Genomic DNA, 20,848 nt, shown 5'->3' with positions numbered 1-20,848 from the left:
GGAGCAAGCAGATGAGCGACACAAATAACGACAAACACCAACAACGTCAACAAAAAGTAAAAGACAAAGTGGACGAACGCATTGCTGCGGCGCAAACAGAAAAAGGCGTTTTTCAGGTAATTACTGGCAACGGCAAAGGTAAATCTACCTCAGGGTTTGGTACAGTAACTCGCTGTGTTGGTCATGGAATGAAAGCCGCTGTGTGCCAATTTATAAAAGGCACATGGCCGTGTGGTGAGCGAAACCTATTACAAGGTGCGGGCGTTGAATTTGCTATTATGAACACCGGGTTTACTTGGGAAACGCAAAATAAAGAGTCAGATACCGCCGCTGCGCAAGCTACCTGGCAAGACGCTAAACGCATGTTGAATGACGAATCAATCAACCTTGTGTTACTTGATGAAATTACTTACATGATCACTTATGGCTACATTGATTTAGAAGAAGCGCTAGAGGTTATTGCCAATCGCCCTCCGATGCAGTCGGTCATTGTAACAGGGCGTGGTGCGCACCGTAAGTTAACAGACCTTGCTGACACAGTAAGCGAAGTACGTAATGTTAAACACGCATTTGATGCGGGTGTTAAAGCGCAAATAGGGTTTGATTACTAATGTGGGTATTAAGGCTCGCATTATTTGTTGTACTAGGCTTGGTAAGTACCAAGCTTTTGGCTGAACCTAATAAGCAACAACTTAGAATTGTAGCCCTTGCCCCGCATATAGTTGAAAACCTTTATACCATTGGCGCCGGCGAGCAAATTGTGGGAACAGTTGAATACGCTGACTTTCCAAAGGCAGCGAATAAGATCCCGCGTTTAGGCGGTCACCAAGGTATTCAAATTGAAAAGCTGTTAGCGCTTAAACCCGATTTGGTACTTGCATGGAAAACAGGCAGTAAAGCTGACGACTTAGCCTTGATAGAGCGTATGGGTGTTAAGGTCTTATACAGTGAAGCCAATGAAGTCGATAAAGTGCCACAGGAACTGCTTCGTTTAGGTAAGCTGACAGGTCGTGAAAACACGGCAAAGCATGCCGCTAATGAATTTCAGCAAAAATTAGGTGCTATTAAAGCCAAACAACATGGCAAAACCAGTGTTGCTGTATTTTATCAACTGTGGCCTGAGCCGATGATGACGGTCAGTAAAAATACCTGGATCAATCAACTTATTGAGATTTGCCATGGCAGTAATGTGTTTGCCAATAGCCGAACAGATTATCCCTTGATCAGTATTGAAAACGTTATTGTTGCTAAGCCTGAGGTGATTATTCTTCCAGAAGAAAAATCAAAAACCAAACAGCCGGTTATCGATTGGCAGCAATGGCCTGAAGTTCCCGCGGTAAAGCATAATCAATTTATACAGGTAAATGCAGATTTACTACACAGATTCACTTTTCGTATCCTTGATGGACTGGGTGAGCTCTGTGATAAAATAGATCAATCAAGAGCTGTTTTAGAGGATGTACAATGAGTCAGTGGCAAACATTTTTACAAACTGAATGCGCTAAACCTTATATGCAAGACACGTTTGCCTATGTTGCTCAAAGGCGTAGTGAAGGGGTTGCAGTTTACCCACCAGAGCAGCAGGTTTTTAGTGCCTTTAAGGCAACTGAGCTTGACGATATTAAAGTGGTTATTTTAGGCCAAGACCCATACCATGGTGAAGGGCAAGCTCATGGTTTGTGCTTTTCAGTACTGCCAGAAGTGACTAAACTGCCGCCATCACTAAAAAATATTTATAAAGAATTAGCAACCGACGTCCCCGGGTTTGAAGTCCCACAGCATGGATATTTACAAAGCTGGGCAGAGCAGGGCGTATTTTTATTAAATACCGTATTAACTGTAGAGCAAGGACAAGCACACTCTCATAAACATCTTGGATGGGAGCAATTTACCGATAACGTGATTAATTATATTAACGCTCATACTAATGGCGTGGTGTTTATTCTATGGGGCGCGCATGCGCAAAAGAAAGGCAAAGGCATAGATGCAACCAAGCACTTTGTGTTAAATGGCCCACACCCATCACCACTTTCAGCGCACCGAGGTTTTTTTGGCTGTCAGCACTTTTCTAAAGCGAATAAACTACTTAAGCAGCAAGGTAAAGCCACCATAAACTGGCAAGTGTAAGAATTAAAAAAGGCCGTTAGCTGTTAAGCATGCGGCCTTTTTTAAATTAAAAGTCTAACTCATCAACTGCAATATCGTCTGCAAAATAGTCTAACTCCTGTAGTTCTTTGCGTAAACGTTGCTTATCTTTTAAAGCTTCGATTTCGCGCCATTTTCTCTTTTTATTTTTTTGAGAGGTCTTTTTTGTTGTGCTAGGACCTTCTAATATTTCTAAAATATCATCTAGGCTATCCATGAACTTCTCCTATTGAATTTTGAACCTCGGAAATACCTATACCACAGGCCAAACTAAAATAGAATAAAAAAGTGACATTAATGTTACGGTAATGTGATGACTATATTAATTAGATTGATTCCAGTAAATAAAAAACGCCACATAGGTGGCGTTTTATAGAGTAAGTGTTTATTTACTTATCTTTAAATAGTTACATCGCTTTAAAACGGGCTTCTAATTGCTCTTGGGCATCAGCAAATGAGCGAATACCTTCAGCTAGCTTTTCTGTCGCCATAGCATCTTGGTTGTGTAACCAACGGAATTGTGTTTCTGTAAGTGGCTCTGGCTTTGGTTCTTTAGGAATATCACTATCAAGCAAGTATTCTTGTGCGCCTTCAAGGTTGCCTAAATCTTCTAAAAGGTTAGGGCTAATAGTAAGCTTATCACAACCTGTTAGGGCAATAATTTCACCTGTGTTACGGAAGCTTGCGCCCATCACCACAGTTTTATAGTCATGGCGTTTATAAAATTCAAAAATGCTACGTACAGACTGAACACCAGGGTCTTGTAGTGGATCTGTTGGTTTTTCCATGCCATTTGCAACGTGCCAATCTAAAATACGGCCCACGAACGGCGAGATTAAAAATACGTTTGCATCGGCACATGCGCGAGCTTGGGCGTCGCTAAACAATAAAGTAAGGTTACATTTAGTCCCTTCTTTTTCTAGTTGCTCAGCGGCTTTAATCCCTTCCCATGTTGAAGCGACTTTAATTAAGATTTTATCTTTGCTCACACCTTCTTTTTCATACAGGCTAAGTAAAGTGTGTGCTTTATTAATCGTTGCTTGAGTGTCAAACGAAAGGCGCGCATCAACTTCGGTAGAGATATAACCTGGTACAATTTCGCTGATTTCTTTACCAAGCAATACAGCAAAGTAGTCACATGCTAACTCAAGTTGTTTAGCGGCATCTTGCTCGGTTTCTTTTGCGTAGCTCCAAGCTTTATCAAGGTATGGCTTATAAGCTTCAATCTCGCTCGCTTTTAATAAAAGCGATGGATTAGTGGTTGCATCTTCTGGTTGATGCTTTTTGATCGCTTCAATATCGCCAGTATCGGCCACAATAGATGAATGTTGTTTTAGCCTTTGTAGAGCTGAAGTCATTTGCTTTCCTCATTCCAAGCAAGTTAAAAGAAAATCTACACCCTTAATATACTTTGTTCATACTGCAACAGTGTGACAATGCTTGATAGGTCTTATGTCCTTATCAATTAAAAAACGGCGGCGTATGAATTTTTTAAGGGAGGATTTATTTAAACAAAACGTGCTTTTCGTTTCATTTAATGTTGAAATTGACATTAAATAATTTACAAGTCAATAGCTAACTATGATCACTGTTATTTCACCTGCAAAAAATCTTGATTACGAGACGCCACCGGCAACCGATAAGTTCACTCAGCCTGAATTACTCGAGCACAGCGAAGAGCTTATGAAAGTATGCCGTGAACTAACGCCTGCACAAATTGGCAGTTTAATGAAAATTAGCGATAAGCTCTCAGGGCTTAACGCAGCGCGCTTTAGCGAATGGTCGCAACCATTTACTACCGACAACGCCAAACAAGCTGTGATGGCTTTTAACGGTGATGTTTACGGTGGATTAGACGCAGGAACTTTAACTGCCGGCGAGCTTGATTACGCACAAAGCCACTTACGTATATTGTCCGGACTATATGGCCTATTAAAGCCGTTAGATTTAATGCAAGCGTACCGTTTAGAAATGGGCACTAAGCTTGATAATAGCCGGGGTAAAAACTTATATGAGTTTTGGGGCAGTGTTATTGCGCAAAAACTAAATACAGTTTTAGCTGAGCAAGATAGCCAGTACTTAGTGAACCTTGCGTCTAATGAGTACTTTAAAGCGGTTGATAAAAAAACCTTAAACACACAAATCATCACGCCGCATTTTAAAGACTGTAAAAACGGCCAGTTTAAAATTATTAGCTTTTACGCTAAAAAAGCGCGCGGCTTAATGGCACGTTACATCATTGAAAATAAAGTAACGCAATTAAGCCAGCTCAAAGAGTTTACCGTTGATGGTTACTACTACAGTGAAGAAGCCACGGTAAAAGAGCTTGAACCTGTATTTTTACGCGACGAGCAAAGTTAGCTTTAATGACGATATTAATTTAAAACCACGCTATTGCGTGGTTTTTTCATTTTTGGCGCTTATTTTGCAGATACCTGATTATTATTAACGATTCCTCAGGATTAATGCATGTTAAAAATACCGACTATCAGTGAAGCTGAAAAGCTAATTGAAGAAAAACTAGGGGGCTGGGTTGATATTGTAATCAGCCACATTCCTAACTTTATAGTCGCAGTGATCATCGCTATTCTTTTTTCTATTTTGGCCCGCTTTTTGGGGTCTATGATACGTAATATATTACGTCGCTCATTGGACTCAAATCAAATAGCAGATTTAATGGCCTCTATTTTTAAGATGATTATCTTGTGCGTAGGTTTGTTTGTTGCGCTGGATTTTGTTGGGCTCAAAGGCACGGTTACGTCTTTACTTGCAGGTGCCGGTATTGTTGGCTTAGCTATTGGTTTTGCGTTCCAAGATATGACAGAAAACCTGATTGCAGGTATTGCAATGGGGATACGTAAGCCCTTTAAAACAGGGGATGTAATTAAGACAGATGATGTGTTTGGCACAGTAAAAGCAATTAACTTACGTAATACCTTAGTTGAAAATTTTTACGGGCAATTAAATTTAGTGCCTAACAAAATATTGTTTCGCAACGTTTTACGTAATTACAGCACGTTGGGGGTTAGGCGTATTGAGGTACCTGTCGGGATTTCATACGGTGATGACCCAGAACACGCTGCTGAAGTTATTGTTAAAAAAATTAACGAGTTCGACTTTGTAATAAAACAAGACGAAACTGCTGTCTACGCATCTGGGTTCGGTGATAGCAGTGTAAATTTACTGGTATGGTTTTGGATTAATTACCCTGGTGAGGCTGATTTCATGACAGTTAGACACAAAGCAATTGTCGCTGTGAAACAAGCATTAGCAGAGGCTGATATAAGTATTCCATTCCCCATTCGAACTTTGGACTTTGGTATTAAAGGGGGTGAAAAGCTTGATGCAATGATCAGCGATAAGCAAAATGATGATTAATACCCCAAAGAGCTAACTGCAATGTAAAAACGCGTGTTATTTAACACGCGTTTTTTGTATTTTTTACGAGTAAGTAAGACTAATTTACACAGCATTAAAAAGCCGTACTTTGAGTGGCAGCTTTATAAAAGCTATCTACATTTAAAGTAACCTCCTTTGATACGAAATATATATGGTTAAAAGACTCCTAGATGAGCCTGGCACTCCTTGTGTCAGGCGCTGCTGCCTTGATGCTGATGATACGTGCATAGGTTGCTTTAGAACGCTCGAAGAAATACTTAGTTGGCGAGGTTTAAGTGAAGCCCAAAAGAAGCAAGTAATGGCAGAGTGTGAGGTTCGTAAAGTAAAGCGAAAGAAGTGTGACTGAGAGAATACCCAAGCCATCTCAAGATGTGAGTGTCAGTTGGAATTAAAAGTGACTTAGGCAAGGCATTAATTGCAAGGAGTCGTGGTTCTATTGTTTAAGTTAATAACGCAGTATAAGTCGCTTTTAAACCAACCCTTTGGACGTCCCACAGGCATTTACTGTCATCGTTGTTAGCTCTAAAAAGGGACTGCCATTGTTATGCAAAGTAGCACCTTGATATTAAGCCCCTTGAAACGCTGAATTCTGCATTTTGAGGTGGCTTGGTTATATTGCAATAAAAAAGGTGAATAAATTCAAAGTTTGGTGATACTTATGCAATGGAGGATATAAAAAAGAGCGCCAATGGCGCTCTGAAGGGGAGGGTGCGTAATAAGTTATGTATTATTGAGTCGCTTTTATTTTTATTTTATTTTCGATAATTTTGATGCCTTGGGTGTTTTCTAAAAACTTTTGTGCAAGGGCGCGTTCAAAGCCCGTTCTTGCAAAACCGTTCAATTCAATTTTATCTTTTGAGATAACGACGTTTAACTGAGATAAGTGTAAGTTAGGGTTGGTGCTCAATTTATTAACAGCGAGTTGTTGTAGTGTTGGTTGCGTGGTTGCACTGCTGATCATAATGTTGCTAGGTGCTGCCATTACTTGTGTGGTGCAAGCGAGTAAAAAGATACAACAAAATGATATAAGTGATACTGTTAATTTAAAGCGGTTCATAATTCCCTCAATTTATCTAGCCAGTCTTAGTTCATGTTATCCAAATTCCATACCAATCTTAAGTTGTTGAAAGTAAATGGTTTATCTTTTGGCTTTTATTGGTGTACGTATTTTTTACACTTCATTGAGTAAAATGGGGAGTTTTCTACACGCTAAGGTTAAAAATTCACGCAAGTAAATTTAACTTTTTATTTACATTGTTTTTGAGTGTTGATTCTGATATTTAACCGATTGAAAAATAAAAGGTTAAAGTGTAACTCTTTGTTTTTAATTGGAAGGTTTGAGCTCTGTAAAATCACTTAATTGAACGTCTAATAAAAAATGGCGTTGACAGCGTTGTCTTTGCGTGTTTCCATAAAAGGGTTGTGAATTAAATGTTAATTAACAACCTTAAATTTAACATCCAAGGAATTTAAAATGAGCGTGTCTAAACTACCTACCTTTAAGATCTCTGCTTTAGCAAGTGCGATTTTACTATCTACAGCCCCGGCAGCAATGGCGGAGCAAATTGAGTCAGAGCGATTTATTGTACATTTGTCAGAAAAAACAACAGCAGTTCACACAACATTTGCCCGCAGTCAAGCGCAGGTGAACGACATGAAACGCAGTTTGATGAATAACATTGCTACAGATGTAAATGTAGAAGTTGTTCAAGCACTACCTGACATTAATGCTATGGCCGTGGTATTAACAGCTGAGCAAAAATCACGTTTAGAGCAAAGTGCCGATGTAGTGAATATCGAAGTTGACCCTAAGCGCTATTTAATGGCTGAATCGACACCTTATGGAATTACCATGGTGCAAGCAAAACAGCTTTCTGACAACCTTACGGGGAACCAGAAAGTTTGTATTATGGATACTGGTTACACGTTAAACCATCCTGATTTACCTAACACCGGTGTGACTGGCAGTGACGGCTATGGCACTAACAACACAGGTAACTGGTATAACGATGGTAATGGCCATGGTACTCACGTTGCAGGCACTATCGCTGCATTGGGAGGCAATGGTCAAGGTGTGATCGGAGTTAACTCATCGGGTCAATTAGGGTTGCATATTGTTAAAGTGTTTAACGATCAAGGTCGCTGGGCATATGGCTCAGATCTTGTTGCTGCAATTGGTCAATGCCAAAGTGCAGGCGCAACTGTAACCAGCATGAGTTTAGGTGGTCCTCAGTCATCTAATGCTGAGCGCCAAGCTTTTGCCAGCAGTTATGCCCAAGGGATGTTGCACATAGCTGCAGCGGGTAATGATGCCAATAGTTCACTAAGTTACCCTGCATCGTACAATGAGGTTGTGTCGGTGGCTGCAGTAGATCGCAATGGTACTAAAGCGTCTTTCTCACAATATAACGCACAAGTTGAAATAGCAGCACCGGGTGTGGGCACTAACTCAACGTGGAACAATGGCGGGTATAAAAGTATTAGTGGTACGTCAATGGCAACCCCTCATGTATCGGGTGTTGCAGCATTAGTGTGGAGCCACTTTCCACAGTGTTCTAATCAACAAATTCGTGATGCATTAAATGCCACGGCGCAAGATAAAGGCGCGCCAGGGCGTGATACTTCGTATGGCTTTGGTATTGTTAAAGCAAAAGATGCTTATGACTATTTAGCTCAATCAGAGTGTGGTGGTGGTAGTGGTGTGGATAATGCGCCTGTGGCACGTTTTAGTGCGGTGGTAAATGCTAAGCAAGTTACATTTTCTAACGCCTCAACTGATGATAAAGGCATAAGCAGTTACTATTGGAATTTTGGTGATGGTAATTCAGCCACCAGCGAAAACCCAATTCATACCTATGCTGCCGATGGCAACTATTCCGTTACGTTAGAAGTGACTGATACGGCAGGTCAAACAAATCAACGCAGCCAAACCGTTAAAGTAACGTCGGTGGTTGGTGGTGAATGTGATGGTGTTGCATCATGGAATGCCAGCAAAGCATACCGCATTGGTGATTTGGTTGAGTATAATCAAGCTAAGTACAAAGCGACCTGGTGGTCAACAGGTGCAAACCCTGCTGTATTTTCAAATGTATGGTCTCGCCAAGGAGAATGTAAAACGGGTGGCGGCACAGTTAACCAAGCACCTAAAGCGAATTTTGATTTTAGTGTAAACGGCTTAGCGGTGAGCTTTACTAATGCGTCCACGGATGATGTTGCTGTAACGGCATATAATTGGACCTTTGGCGATAGCAATGCTGCAAACACTAAAACCCCAACGCACACATATAAAGGCGCTGGTAGCTACAAAGTTGAGCTTACTGTAAGTGATGCGCAGGGGCTAAACCACAGCTTAACAAAAACCATTACGGTGAGTGACGGCGTAACACCGCCTAATGGCTGTAGTGATCTCGCAGTATGGTCTGAATCAGCTGTTTATAACCAAGGTCAAGAGGTTGCATTTAATAGCCGCCGTTATAGTGCCAAGTGGTGGACTCAAGGTGCTAACCCTGCGGATAATTCATCAGCATGGGCTGTGTGGAAAGATTTAGGCGTATGCCAATAACGCTAAATAAATATAGTTCAGGTAAGAAGTAAAAAGCCGAGGCTCAAATTAATGAGTCTCGGCTTTTTTAATAACCTTAAAAGATCAACAGATCCTAAATTATTATTTCTTTTTTTTCACTTTCGTTTTTGCTTTTTTGCGCGCTTTAATTTTAGCTGGATCTTTCACTTTTTTGATTGGCATTTTCGCTTCTTTATGCTGAGGCTCAATCCCTTTAATTACACGGCGTTTTAGCTTTTGCTCAGTGTAACGTTCAACCTTAGATAAAACAGCAATATCATGTGCTTCAACGAGTGAAATTGCGATGCCTTTTTTACCTGCGCGGCCTGTACGGCCAATACGATGAACATACACGTCAGCAGTGCGCGGCATGTCAAAGTTTATAACGTGGCTAATATCAGCAACATCAATACCACGGGCAGCAACATCAGTAGCAACCAAAATTTTAGTGCGTCCACTGTGAAAGTTTTCCATGGCTTTCATGCGTTTATCTTGTGGCATTTCGCCACGCAACCATGCAGCTTTAACGCCGTTGTTAGTTAACTCACCAATTAAGGTTTCTAAACGCTCACGGGTTTTTACAAACACAATGGCTTTTGTTACATCTGGTGCATTTAAGGTGTTAACTAATAGCTCTAGTTTGTGATGATAATCATCAGCTAAATGCACCCATTGGTGGATCTTGGCTTTTTCTTTACGCGATGATTCAGCCTCCAGCAGTGCAGGGTCATTTAATATTTGCTCAGCAAACCTCTCAACACTGTCGCCTTCAAGTGTTGCTGAGAATAAAAAGCACTGACGGCGGTTCTTCGCTTCTTCACAAATGCGCATCATTTCTTTTCGAAAGCCCATGTCGAGCATGCGGTCTGCTTCATCTAAAATAAGCATCTCAACATTTTCAGCGTGAAAGTTTTCAGTTTCTAAATATTCCATTAAACGCCCAGGCGTAGCGATGAGAATATCGTTGTTTTTTTCAAAAATTTCTTTATGCGTACCGTAGTTTATCCCACCAGTAACGACACCAATTTTTAAGTGTGTTTGTTTGGCAAGTAACTCACATTGTTCATGAATTTGATAAGCAAGCTCGCGAGTCGGTGTCATAATTAACACTCGCGCAAAACCAGGTTCACGGCGCGGGAAATCCAATAAGTATTGAATTGCTGGAATTAAAAATGCAGCGGTTTTGCCTGTACCCGTTGGCGCAGATGCTAAAATATCACGCCCTTGCAGCGCTTCAGGAATAGCTTGTTGCTGAATACTAGTAGGGGTTTCATAACCCATTTTAGCGACGGCATTTAGTAACTTGTTATCGATATCAAAATCAGAAAATTGCATAGAGTGTCAAAAATAGAGGACAATGCAGATAATTATACGCGCTATACAGCGGTTGGTGAATGAAAAGGTGAAAAAATGTCAGGGTTTGTGTTTAAACAATTTAAAGTTGAGCATGAGCAGTGCGCTATGAAGGTATCGACCGATGGCATTTTATTGGGTGCCTGGGCGAAATTAACTCACGGCCAACGAGCGCTCGATATAGGCACAGGCACAGGATTATTAGCTTTGATGTGTAAACAGCGAGCTGTGGACTTAGTCATCACAGCTGTTGAAATTGATGGGTCTGCTTATCAACAAGCAAAGCAAAATATTGCGCAAAGCCCGTGGCCCGATATCGCACTGTATCACCAACGTATTCAAGAGTTTGAGGCCGATTCGCCCTTTGATGTGGTGATTAGCAACCCGCCTTATTTTAATAATAGTTTAAAAGGGGATGATGCGGGACGAAACACAGCACGCCATACAGACGATTTAAGTTTTACCCAGTTAATCACTGCATTTAAACGCTTAACAAACACCAATGCGCTATTTAATGTGATATTACCCTGCGAAGAGGCGAAATTATTTATTGCCGATGCGTTATTACAAGGGCTTTATTTACAACATCATTGTTTAGTACAAACTAAAAAAACTAAGCCTGCAACGCGCAGCTTAATGTGTTTTGGCTATCAAGAGGTTGATTGCACACCTCAGCACTTAATTATTCATAACCAAGACGGTCAATACAGTGATGATTTCGTAAACCTATGTAAGGACTTTTACTTAAAGATGTAAGCTTTATTGAATAATAGGTACAAATAACGCACACTAACTAAAATGACCCGGAGTAAATAGATATGGATAATCAATTGCCTAAATCATTCATGATACTGTTAGCTGTGTTACAAGGGATTGCTCTAACACTGTTATACCGCAGCCTTGAAGGGGCAACATGGCCCGCCACCGACCCGATTTGGTTTACCTCTTTGGCTACATTTGTAATCAGTTTTCCTTTACTGACGTTACTTGCTGTGGAGCAAGGTAAGATAAAAAAACTGCTTATTTATTTGCTTCCTTTTTGCTTATTGTTGTCACTATTAGGTGCATACATTGGATCTGAGCATTACCCGTTAGCATTGATTGATAATGATTGGCTAACAGCTACGTTCGTAATGACCTCTTTGGTCGCAAGTTTTAAAGCTTTAATGTATATCCAGCAGTTTATAGATAAAGAGGCGATTCATTATGCTCAGTTGTTCAAACTTTCATGGCGTAATTTTCTTTTATTTATAGAGTGTTGGTTATTTGTATTAATCTTCTGGGGCATTTTAAATTTAGGCGCAGCCTTATTTGACGCGTTGGACATTGAATTTTTCACAGCGCTATTAAGAAAAGAATGGTTTTGGATCCCTACAATTACCTTAGCGTTTGCTTTTGCAAGTATTGTATTTAGGGGTCTGCTAAATGTAGAACAAAGCATAGCAACATTACTGCAAGTTCTAATTAAGTTTTTACTGCCTGTTTTGACCATTGTTTCTTTGGGGTTTTTAGCGACTTTACCCTTTGCAGGGCTTGAAAAATTATGGCAAACAGGCAGTGGTACTTCGTTGGTTTTATGGCTGCAATTGCTAACACTGTTTTTTATAAATACGGTTTATCAACATGCGTCATTGCAGCGCCCTTATAATGTTGTATTGCATAGGCTGATTATTATAGGTGTTGGTTTATTACCTATTTATAGCCTAATTGCAGCTTATGGGCTGTGGCTACGTGTTGACCAATATGGTTTAAGTGTTGCCAGATGTTGGGCCATTTTAATATGCTTTTTACTGGCGTGTTTTTCGTTTGGCTATTTAGTCGGGATTATTAAAAAGCGTGACGCTTGGCTCGAGGTTCAAAACAAGGTCAATATTGGCATGGGCCTTATTGTGCTGGTAAGTATGCTGCTGGTAAATTCACCTTTGTTGAATTTTCAACGTATCGCGAGTGATAGCCAGATTGCGCGCTTAAATGATGGTAAAGTCACGCTTGAAGAGTTTGATTATAATTACTTTGCATCAAATCTGGGACGGCAAGGTTATCTTGCAATGCAAGATTTGAAAGCGCAAATAAAAAACTCGCACCCAGAGCAAGTGGCAATTATTGAGCGAATGTATGTTAACCCTGATTTTGAAACTGTTAAAGAGCTTGAAACACTCTCAGAATTTATCGAACACAGTGTATTTTGGCCGCAGCAAGAAGCGTTTCCAGATGAACTGATTAAGGCCACTTTCGATACTCTGCATTTTAGTAATTGGGCACCTTTAAACAGCCACTCTTTTTATTTTATCGCAATTGATTTGAATAACGACAACCTGCCAGAGTATGTCTTTATTGATGAAACTAATCACTTTACAGAGGCCAAACTTTGGTTTGAAAATGACGGTGAGTGGCAACAAAAATACATGAATACAGATAACCCAGCGCAAATAAAGTTATTAAAAACCTTATTAGAAGCAGGCAAAGTCGAAGTAGAAAAACCGCGCTATAATCATTTAAAGGTAGGCGATGTGGTGTTTAAAGTAGCTAACGATGTGCCTAATTAGTTTTAAAACCGTTTAATTTTATGGCGTTTACAGAAGTAAACGTCATCTATTTTAAAAGCCACTACATTTACTCAGTAGTTAAGGGGTTATGTGCCAACCCCTTTTTGTTCAGCTTCCAGTAGGAGTTAAAATACTTCTGACGGTTACAAAGTTTCGCTGTATTCAGTCATTATTTGCTCAACCCAATTGGCAATTCTCTCATCACTGTGCTCGTACTGACTGTCTTCATCAAGCGCAAGGCCGACAAAATGCTTGCCATCAGGGGTGAGTGCCTTTGAGGCTTCAAATTCATAGGTGGCATCATTTGGCCACAAGCCTAACAGGGTAAATTCTTGGCTGCTCATTTCATCGTGTAGCATGCCTAACGCATCTTGGAACCATTGGCCGTAACCTTGTTGGTCACCCATACCAAATAGGGCGATGGTTTTTCCCGTTAGGTTAACGTCTTTAATGTCATCCCAGATTGATTCCCAATCTTCTTGTAGCTCACCAAAGTCCCATGTTGAAATACCAAAGATGATAAAATCGTAATTCTCTGCATTTTTTAGTGGCTCATCTTTGATATTGTGCAGGCTGACAATGTCTTGCCCAATGATATCGCGGATTTTTTCTGCTGCTATTTCAGTATAACAAGTTGTAGAGCCATAAAATAAACCAATTTGCATCGTATTTATCACTGTGTGTTTGCTTGATATGATAGGCTCAAGTTTACCGTAAGGTATTACTAATTGATACCTTGATTACATGGGAATAACTGTGACATCGTTAAACAAAAACAAGCCATTAGAAACACTTAATGACGTTGATAATGAGGTATTAACTAATATCGATTATTTAGAATCGTTTTTAGATAACCTTTATCTTGAACAGCATGTCAGTGAAAATACGTTATCAGCGTATCGCAGTGACTTAGATAAATTTTGTTTATTTCTTGAAGGGCAAGATTTACTCACAATATCCGCCTTAGACATTGAAAGTTATTTAGCCCATCGAGTTGATTTAGGTTTAAAGCCACGCAGTACAGCGCGAAGTATTAGTGCATTAAAGCGTTTTTATCAGTATTTAGTGCGCGAAAAGTATTTAAGCGAATCGCCGATGGTGAATATCGCTCAGCCAAAAGCGGGCCAGACACTACCTAAAACACTTTCTGAAAATGAAGTTGAAGCATTACTTGCAGCACCTAATGTTGAAGAGCCCATGGGACTGCGCGATAAAGCCATGTTAGAGCTTTTATATGCAACGGGTTTGCGGGTTAGTGAGCTTGTTGGCTTACGAATGGAGCAAATAAATCTTCGTCAATCAGTCGTGTTTGTAAAAGGCAAAGGAAATAAAGAGCGTTTGGTACCGCTTGGCGAAGAAGCCATGCATTGGCTTGAGCAGTTTTTAAAAGTAGGCCGAGCACAAATGATCAAGCATGCCACCGATTTTGTGTTTCCTTCCAAGCGCGGAGTGGGTATGACTCGACAAACTTTTTGGCATCGGATTAAACACTATGCTATTTTGGCATCAGTTGAGTCGCCTTTATCACCGCATACACTGCGTCATGCTTTTGCAACGCATTTACTAAATCATGGTGCAGACCTGAGAGTTGTACAAATGATGTTAGGGCATAGCGATTTATCAACAACACAAATTTATACCCATGTTGCCAATGAACGGTTAAAATCGGTACATCAGCAGCATCACCCGCGCGCTTAATGAAATTTTTTAGTGCAATAGCGGTCATAGTAAAGACGAATTATCAGGATATAGAGAACATGATGAAAAAGTTAGTATTAGCCGGTGCAATGTTAGGCACCAGTTTAAGTGCGTTTGCAAATGGTGTATTAGCCGTACCTGATGCCAATGACCCGATTGTGACTAAGTTTGCAGAGCTTGGAGTGACTGTAAAGCACATTAATCCAAGCCCAGTGGCTGGTTTAAAAGAATTAATCACTGATAAAGGTGTGCTTTACGCAAGCCCAGATGGTCAATTTTTAATGCAAGGCACATTAATTGATTTAAGTAATCGCAGTAATTTGACCGAGCAAGCATTAAATGGTGTTCGCAAAGAAGGGTTGTCAGATTACGAAGAATCAATGATTGTGTACAAAGCAAAAGATGAAAAACACAGCATTACCGTTTTTACCGATATAAGCTGTGGTTACTGTCGTAAGTTACACCGAGAACTTGATGACTTGCTTGAAGCGGGTATTACAGTTAAATATTTAGCATTCCCACGTGGTGGTTTACAAGGTTCTGGTTATACTGATTTAATGAATGTTTGGTGTGCTAAAGATCAACAATCAGCACTTACCGAGGCAAAAGCCGGAGCTGAAACAATGACAGTACAAGGCTGTGCAGCACCAATCGCTGAGCACTACCAATTAGGGCAAAGCTTTGGTATTAGTGGCACACCAGCCATTATCTTAGAAGACGGTACTATGATCCCAGGTTACCAACCTGCAGCAGCGCTCAGTGCTGCACTTGAAGCGAAAAAGTCTTCATAATTAAATAAAACGTTTTAAAAAGGCCGTTTTAGGCCTTTTTTTGTTAGCTCTCCTAGCTTAAAAGTACCGCCAGCTGCATGAAAAAAATAATTCAAGCTCGACAAACTGTGGATGACTCACACCTTCCTAGTAATCTACACCCAGTTATTAAGCAAATTTACGCCACTCGCCAAGTAAGCCATGCCGATGAATTAAATAATAGCGCAGCCACATTGCATGACTTTAGGTTGTTTAAAGATATTGATAAAGCCACTGAGCTATTAATTTGGGCGCTGCAAACTCAAAGTAAAATTCTTATTGTGGGTGATTTTGATGCTGATGGTGCTACCAGTACTGCAACATTAATGCACGGCCTGACCATGTTTGGTTTTGCGCATTTAGATTATCTGATTCCAGATAGGTTTAGCTTAGGGTATGGGCTGAGCCCTGCGCTTGCTGAGCAAATAGTCACCATAGCGCCCGATTTAGTAATCACTGTTGATAATGGGATATCTTGCATTGCAGGTATTGAGATTGTTAAAGCAGCAGGTATTAAAGTCCTGGTTACTGACCACCACTTGCAAGGTGAGCAATTACCCAATGCCGATGCCATCGTTAACCCAAACCGTCACGACTGTGAGTTCCCATCAAAATCAATTGCAGGTGTGGGGGTTGCGTTTTATTTATTAATCGCACTAAGAAGTGCTTTGCGCGATTCAGGGCATTTTACTGCGCAGCAGCCCCCTAATTTAGCAGCGTTACTTGATATTGTTGCACTGGGCACGGTTGCTGATGTGGTCGCGCTGGATGCGAATAATCGCACTTTAGTGCACCAGGGTCTAGCGCGTATTCGCAGTGGTAATACGCGCCCTGGGATCACCGCATTAATAGAAGTTGCAAATCGCAATGCTGCACGCTTAAGTGCCAGTGATTTTGGTTTTTCATTAGCACCACGCTTAAATGCTGCAGGGCGCTTAGACGACATGAGTTTAGGTATAGCGTGTTTGTTATCAGCGGATTTAAATCAAGCAAGGCGCATCGCTGGCGAGCTTGATAGCTTAAATCATGAGCGCCGTGAAATAGAGCAGGGTATGCAAACAGAGGCACAGGCGGTGCTTGACCGGCTTGCATTTAGTAGCGATACAGTGCCCGATGCAATTTGCCTGTATCAAGAAGATTGGCATCAAGGTGTGATTGGTATTTTAGCGGGGCGCTTAAAAGAAAAGTATCACAGGCCCACCGTTATATTCGCTGGTGGCGATAATGGCGAAATTAAGGGCTCATGCCGTTCGATTGAAGGGCTGCACATGCGTGATCTTCTCGAGCGTTTAAATACTGTGCATCCTCACTTAATAAGCAAATTTGGTGGTCATGCCATGGCTGCTGGGTTGAGCATCAATGAACAGCATTTCGGAGAATTTAAACAGGCATTTGAGCAGGCGGTAACAGCGCAATTAAGCGAAGAGCATAAACAGTGCATTATTCTGACCGACGGCGAATTACCCAGCGATTGTTTTAATATGGATTTTGCGCAGTTAATTAAACAAGCAGGGCCGTGGGGGCAGCAATTTCCAGAGCCAGTGTTTGAACACACCTTTGAAGTTGTTCAGCAGCGAATTGTTGGTGAAAAGCATTTAAAGCTGGTGCTTAAACATCAATCTGGCCGTTTGGTCGATGCTATTGCTTTTGGCGTTGACGTTAAAGCGTGGCCTGACACTGAAGTACGTTTTGTTGATGTTGCTTATCAGCTCGATATAAATGAGTTTAGGGGTAAATTTAGTCTGCAATTAATTGTCCGTGAGCTGCAAAAGAGCCCTTAAAAAATATCGCACTAGGGTGTATAAAATACTAATAAAACGCGCGGTTTTTTGTTAAAATCGGGCGTTTTTATTATTTAAAGAAATTTATAGGGCAAATTGCCGTGTAAATCAGCCATTTTGGAGTAACGTAGATGTTTGAAGTGAATCCTGTGATTAATCAAATCAAGGAAATTCGCGAACGTACCGAGCTGCTTCGGGGGTACCTTTGACTACGCTCATAAACAAGAGCGCCTAGAAGAAGTTAACGCCGAACTTGAAGATTCAGCGGTATGGAATGAGCCTGAACGTGCGCAAGCACTTGGCCGTGAAAAATCAGCACTAGAGGCCGTTGTTGAAACAATTGATAATCTTGTTGCCGGTGCTGACGATGTTGAAGGTTTACTTGAACTTGCTATAGAAGCTGAAGACGAAGAGACTTTTAACGAGGCGCAAAGCGAGCTGGATGACTTAAACGAGCAGCTCGAAGGTTTAGAGTTCCGTCGTATGTTCTCAGGCGCCCACGATTCAAACGATGCTTACTTAGATTTACAATCTGGCTCAGGCGGCACCGAAGCACAAGACTGGTGTAACATGCTACTACGTATGTATTTACGCTGGGGCGAAGCGAAAGGCTTTAAAGTTGAGTTAGTTGAAGCCACTGATGGTGATGTTGCTGGTATTAAAGGCGCCACTGTACGCTTCGTTGGTGAATACGCTTATGGTTGGTTGCGCACAGAAACTGGAGTGCATCGCTTAGTACGTAAGAGCCCCTTTGATTCAAGTGGTCGTCGTCACACATCTTTTGCTTCAGCATTTGTATACCCAGAGATAGACGATAATATCGAAATTGATATTAACCCGTCTGATTTACGAATTGACGTATACCGTGCATCAGGCGCGGGTGGTCAGCACGTAAATACCACCGAATCTGCAGTACGTATCACCCACGTGCCAACGAATACGGTTGTACAGTGTCAAAACGAGCGCTCACAGCATAAAAATAAAGCGCAAGCGATGAAGCAGCTAAAGGCCAAATTATTTGAGCTTGAACTGCAACAACAAAATGCTGAAAAACAAAGCCAAGAAGACGCCAAATCTGATATCGGTTGGGGTAGTCAAATTCGTTCATACGTACTTGATGACGCCCGCATTAAAGATTTACGTACCGGTGTTGAAAACCGTAATACCCAATCGGTACTTGACGGTAACTTAGACAAATTTATTGAAGCCAGCTTAAAATCTGGTTTATAACCACCAAGCTAAAAAAGAGCTAAAAAATGACTGAACAAATCCAAGACGAAAATAAGTTAATCGCTGAGCGTCGTGGCAAGTTAGACGCTATTCGCGAAAATTGCCCAGCCAACGGTCATCCAAACCAATTCCGTCGTGAGCATTACACGGCAGATTTGCAGGCTGAGTTTGGTGATAAATCGAAAGAAGAGCTAATAGAGCTTCAGCATGTAGTGTCAATTGCTGGACGTATCCTTGCCAAGCGTGGTCCGTTCATGTCTATTCAAGATATGAAAGGCCGTGTACAAGCGTATGCATCTAAAGATGTACAAAAAGATTTAAAAGCAAAATACGGTCAACTTGATATCGGTGACATCATCGGTGTTAAAGGTGCACTTAATAAATCAGGTAAAGGCGATTTATACGTAGAAATGACAGAGTATGAATTACTTACTAAGTCATTACGCCCACTTCCTGAAAAATTCCATGGCTTATCGGATCAAGAAACGAAGTATCGCCAACGTTATGTTGATTTGATCACCAACGAAGCAACCCGTGAAACGTTCCGTATTCGTTCACAAGTGGTTGAAGGTATTCGTCGTTTCTTAGCTGACCGTGATTTTATGGAAGTAGAAACACCGATGTTACAAGTTATTCCTGGCGGCGCAACGGCGCGTCCATTCGTGACTCATCATAACGCCCTTGATATAGACATGTATTTACGTATAGCACCAGAGCTTTACTTAAAGCGCTTGGTAGTAGGTGGTTTTGACCGCGTATTTGAAATTAACCGTAACTTCCGTAACGAAGGGTTATCAACCCGTCACAACCCAGAATTCACTATGATTGAGTTCTATCAAGCGTACGCTGATTACATTGATTTAATGAACATCACCGAAGATATGCTTCGTACAGTGGCAACAAACGTACTTGGCAGCCCAATTGTTGTTAATACAACGAAAGATGAAAACGGTGAAGTGATTGACTCAGTAGAGTACGACTTTGGTCAACCGTTTACGCGTTTAAGCATGGCAGATGCTATCTTAAAGTATAACCCTGAGTTTGATGCAGCGGTATTTAACGACCCAGAAAACCACTTTGAAGAATTAAAAGCGTACGCTAAACAATTACACGTTAAAATTCCTGAAAACTGCGTATGGGGCCCAGGTAAGTTCTTATGTGAAATATTTGAAGAAACGGCTGAGCACATGCTTATCCAACCTACATTTATCACAGGTTACCCGTGGGAAGTATCTCCTCTTGCACGTCGTAACGATGAAAACCCGTTTGTTACTGACCGTTTTGAGTTCTTTGTTGGCGGCCGTGAGCTTGCAAATGGTTTCTCAGAGCTTAACGATGCGCAAGACCAAGCAGAGCGTTTCACGCGTCAAGTTGAAGAGAAAGACGCCGGTGATGATGAAGCAATGCATTACGACGAAGATTACATTCGCGCACTTGAGTATGGCTTACCGCCAACGGCAGGTGAGGGGATTGGTATTGACCGTTTAGTTATGCTGTTTACCGATTCATCAACAATCAAAGATGTTATCTTGTTCCCGCACATGCGCCCGCAAGCTGACTAATACTACTTTTATTAAATAGTAGAAAAGCGCCGCTTAAATGCGGCGTTTTTGTGTGCGATATATCTGTAAGGCAGGTGCGCTATTTCGGGATGTTAAGCTGAGGGAAGTCAAAAATTACCTATTCATTACTGTAATTAACTGATTTTTATTAAGTTAGAGAATTAGTTAGATATAATTTAATAAAAAAATGCAAAGTAATAATTTTAGACTAAACTGTTCAGTGTAAATACAGCGTAAAGTATGTACTTTGATTTAAAAGTTAACCCTAAAGTGTTCTTATATAAATGGATTTAGATATGGATGATAAAAAACAGCCAAAGTTAAACTCTTTGGATAGCTTCACAAATGAGCAGCAAAGACAAAATTATTATCGTGCGTGTATCGCCGAGTTCCAGCAATTAGGTTATCAAGATCAATACTTAGAGCAGCTAGGTGATGAGCTTATTCCTTTGATGGGTGTTGATACTAGTATAAAAAAATCCTAAACAGCTTAATCATCAAGCTTAAAGCGTTCTTTTTTTATACTAATGAGTGTTCTCTGACCGAACAGCCACTTTTAACAAGAAAAGTGTTTGACATATTTTCTGAAATCTTTATTATACGCCCCACAAGACGGAGAGGTGGCCGAGTGGCCGAAGGCGCTCCCCTGCTAAGGGAGTATAGGGTTTGTAGCTCTATCGAGGGTTCGAATCCCTCCTTCTCCGCCATTTATTTTTATAAATGGTATATTGTAATGTAAAGAATGGGCGCATAGCTCAGCTGG

Annotated in this window: 20 protein-coding genes and 1 tRNA gene; 16 read left to right on the top strand and 5 right to left on the bottom strand. The window is 40.9% G+C overall.

Annotated elements, in window-relative coordinates; genetic code table 11:
• Positions 1 to 11: 11 nt before the first annotated feature.
• From cobO to ung, 3 genes are read left to right on the top strand one after another with little or no spacing between them, the layout of a single operon-like run.
• On the top strand, positions 12 to 611 hold the full coding sequence (gene cobO / locus CSC79_RS05660; RefSeq protein ID WP_099294869.1) for a cob(I)yrinic acid a,c-diamide adenosyltransferase: 600 nt from the start codon (positions 12 to 14) through the stop codon (positions 609 to 611).
• Complete coding sequence (locus CSC79_RS05655; protein ID WP_099294868.1) at positions 611 to 1,468, top strand: cobalamin-binding protein; 858 nt, start codon at positions 611 to 613, stop codon at positions 1,466 to 1,468. The genes cobO and CSC79_RS05655 overlap by 1 nt, the downstream gene beginning before the upstream one ends.
• Positions 1,465 to 2,127 (top strand): uracil-DNA glycosylase, encoded by a 663-nt coding sequence (ung, locus tag CSC79_RS05650; RefSeq protein ID WP_099294867.1) that lies wholly within the window; start codon positions 1,465 to 1,467, stop codon positions 2,125 to 2,127. Before CSC79_RS05655 ends, ung begins: the two co-directional genes overlap by 4 nt.
• 46 nt (positions 2,128 to 2,173) lie before the next feature.
• Here ung and CSC79_RS05645 read toward each other — a convergent pair whose 3' ends face one another.
• Together CSC79_RS05645 and tal are read right to left on the bottom strand one after the other, a co-directional pair.
• Positions 2,174 to 2,362 (bottom strand): DUF3545 family protein, encoded by a 189-nt coding sequence (locus CSC79_RS05645; protein WP_099294866.1) that lies wholly within the window; start codon positions 2,360 to 2,362, stop codon positions 2,174 to 2,176.
• A gap of 190 nt (positions 2,363 to 2,552) precedes the next feature.
• Positions 2,553 to 3,503 carry a transaldolase gene (tal, locus tag CSC79_RS05640; protein ID WP_099294865.1) on the bottom strand — a complete coding sequence of 317 codons (951 nt, stop codon included), beginning with the start codon at positions 3,501 to 3,503 and terminating at the stop codon, positions 2,553 to 2,555.
• Between the two features lie 223 nt (positions 3,504 to 3,726).
• On the opposite strand from tal, the gene yaaA reads away from it, so the two are divergent.
• From yaaA to CSC79_RS05625, 3 genes are all read left to right on the top strand, one after another.
• Entirely contained in the window at positions 3,727 to 4,506 is a 780-nt protein-coding gene (yaaA, locus tag CSC79_RS05635; RefSeq protein WP_099294864.1) for a peroxide stress protein YaaA, read from the top strand.
• 108 nt (positions 4,507 to 4,614) lie between these two features.
• Positions 4,615 to 5,523: a mechanosensitive ion channel domain-containing protein gene (locus tag CSC79_RS05630; protein ID WP_099294863.1), complete on the top strand. Its 909-nt coding sequence runs from the start codon at positions 4,615 to 4,617 to the stop codon at positions 5,521 to 5,523.
• Positions 5,524 to 5,695: 172 nt separating this feature from the next.
• A complete protein-coding gene (locus CSC79_RS05625; protein ID WP_099294862.1) occupies positions 5,696 to 5,890 on the top strand; it encodes a DUF1289 domain-containing protein in 195 nt (64 codons plus the stop codon).
• Positions 5,891 to 6,271: 381 nt separating this feature from the next.
• Here the strand turns inward: CSC79_RS05625 and CSC79_RS05620 are convergent, their stop codons facing one another.
• Complete coding sequence (locus CSC79_RS05620) at positions 6,272 to 6,601, bottom strand: BON domain-containing protein (RefSeq protein ID WP_099294861.1); 330 nt, start codon at positions 6,599 to 6,601, stop codon at positions 6,272 to 6,274.
• 417 nt (positions 6,602 to 7,018) lie between these two features.
• Between CSC79_RS05620 and CSC79_RS05615 the strand changes: the two genes are divergently transcribed.
• Positions 7,019 to 9,106 carry a S8 family serine peptidase gene (locus CSC79_RS05615; protein WP_099294860.1) on the top strand — a complete coding sequence of 696 codons (2,088 nt, stop codon included), beginning with the start codon at positions 7,019 to 7,021 and terminating at the stop codon, positions 9,104 to 9,106.
• Positions 9,107 to 9,208: 102 nt separating this feature from the next.
• Here the strand turns inward: CSC79_RS05615 and srmB are convergent, their stop codons facing one another.
• On the bottom strand, positions 9,209 to 10,441 hold the full coding sequence (gene srmB / locus CSC79_RS05610; protein ID WP_099294859.1) for an ATP-dependent RNA helicase SrmB: 1,233 nt from the start codon (positions 10,439 to 10,441) through the stop codon (positions 9,209 to 9,211).
• Positions 10,442 to 10,516: 75 nt separating this feature from the next.
• Between srmB and CSC79_RS05605 the strand changes: the two genes are divergently transcribed.
• A complete protein-coding gene (locus CSC79_RS05605; RefSeq protein WP_099294858.1) occupies positions 10,517 to 11,215 on the top strand; it encodes a methyltransferase in 699 nt (232 codons plus the stop codon).
• Between the two features lie 62 nt (positions 11,216 to 11,277).
• A complete protein-coding gene (locus CSC79_RS05600) occupies positions 11,278 to 13,005 on the top strand; it encodes a DUF4153 domain-containing protein (protein WP_099294857.1) in 1,728 nt (575 codons plus the stop codon).
• 143 nt (positions 13,006 to 13,148) lie between these two features.
• Here CSC79_RS05600 and fldB read toward each other — a convergent pair whose 3' ends face one another.
• On the bottom strand, positions 13,149 to 13,670 hold the full coding sequence (fldB, locus tag CSC79_RS05595; RefSeq protein WP_099294856.1) for a flavodoxin FldB: 522 nt from the start codon (positions 13,668 to 13,670) through the stop codon (positions 13,149 to 13,151).
• Between the two features lie 79 nt (positions 13,671 to 13,749).
• On the opposite strand from fldB, the gene xerD reads away from it, so the two are divergent.
• The 7 genes from xerD to CSC79_RS05560 all read left to right on the top strand — a co-directional run bounded on the left by xerD (position 13,750) and on the right by CSC79_RS05560 (position 20,792).
• Positions 13,750 to 14,703, top strand: a complete 954-nt coding sequence (gene xerD, locus CSC79_RS05590) for a site-specific tyrosine recombinase XerD (RefSeq protein WP_099294855.1) — start codon at positions 13,750 to 13,752, stop codon at positions 14,701 to 14,703.
• A 62-nt stretch (positions 14,704 to 14,765) separates the two neighbouring features.
• On the top strand, positions 14,766 to 15,494 hold the full coding sequence (gene dsbC / locus CSC79_RS05585; RefSeq protein ID WP_099294854.1) for a bifunctional protein-disulfide isomerase/oxidoreductase DsbC: 729 nt from the start codon (positions 14,766 to 14,768) through the stop codon (positions 15,492 to 15,494).
• A gap of 77 nt (positions 15,495 to 15,571) precedes the next feature.
• A complete protein-coding gene (gene recJ, locus CSC79_RS05580) occupies positions 15,572 to 17,293 on the top strand; it encodes a single-stranded-DNA-specific exonuclease RecJ (protein ID WP_099294853.1) in 1,722 nt (573 codons plus the stop codon).
• A gap of 131 nt (positions 17,294 to 17,424) precedes the next feature.
• A protein-coding gene (gene prfB, locus CSC79_RS05575) for a peptide chain release factor 2 (RefSeq protein ID WP_099294852.1) occupies positions 17,425 to 18,523 on the top strand; the annotation gives its coding sequence in 2 pieces (ribosomal slippage) (positions 17,425 to 17,499 and positions 17,501 to 18,523; 1,098 coding nt in all).
• Positions 18,524 to 18,549: 26 nt separating this feature from the next.
• Positions 18,550 to 20,085, top strand: a complete 1,536-nt coding sequence (gene lysS / locus CSC79_RS05570; RefSeq protein ID WP_099294851.1) for a lysine--tRNA ligase — start codon at positions 18,550 to 18,552, stop codon at positions 20,083 to 20,085.
• 296 nt (positions 20,086 to 20,381) lie between these two features.
• On the top strand, positions 20,382 to 20,570 hold the full coding sequence (locus CSC79_RS05565) for a hypothetical protein (protein ID WP_099294850.1): 189 nt from the start codon (positions 20,382 to 20,384) through the stop codon (positions 20,568 to 20,570).
• A 129-nt stretch (positions 20,571 to 20,699) separates the two neighbouring features.
• Positions 20,700 to 20,792: transfer RNA gene (locus CSC79_RS05560), tRNA-Ser, on the top strand.
• The last annotated feature ends 56 nt before the right edge of the window (positions 20,793 to 20,848 follow it).

The organism is Pseudoalteromonas sp. 3D05 (genome assembly GCF_002723455.1).
GTDB lineage: Bacteria > Pseudomonadota > Gammaproteobacteria > Enterobacterales > Alteromonadaceae > Pseudoalteromonas.
The sequence above is the reverse complement of the archived record's forward strand: the minus strand, read 5'-3'. Positions and strand labels throughout refer to the sequence as shown.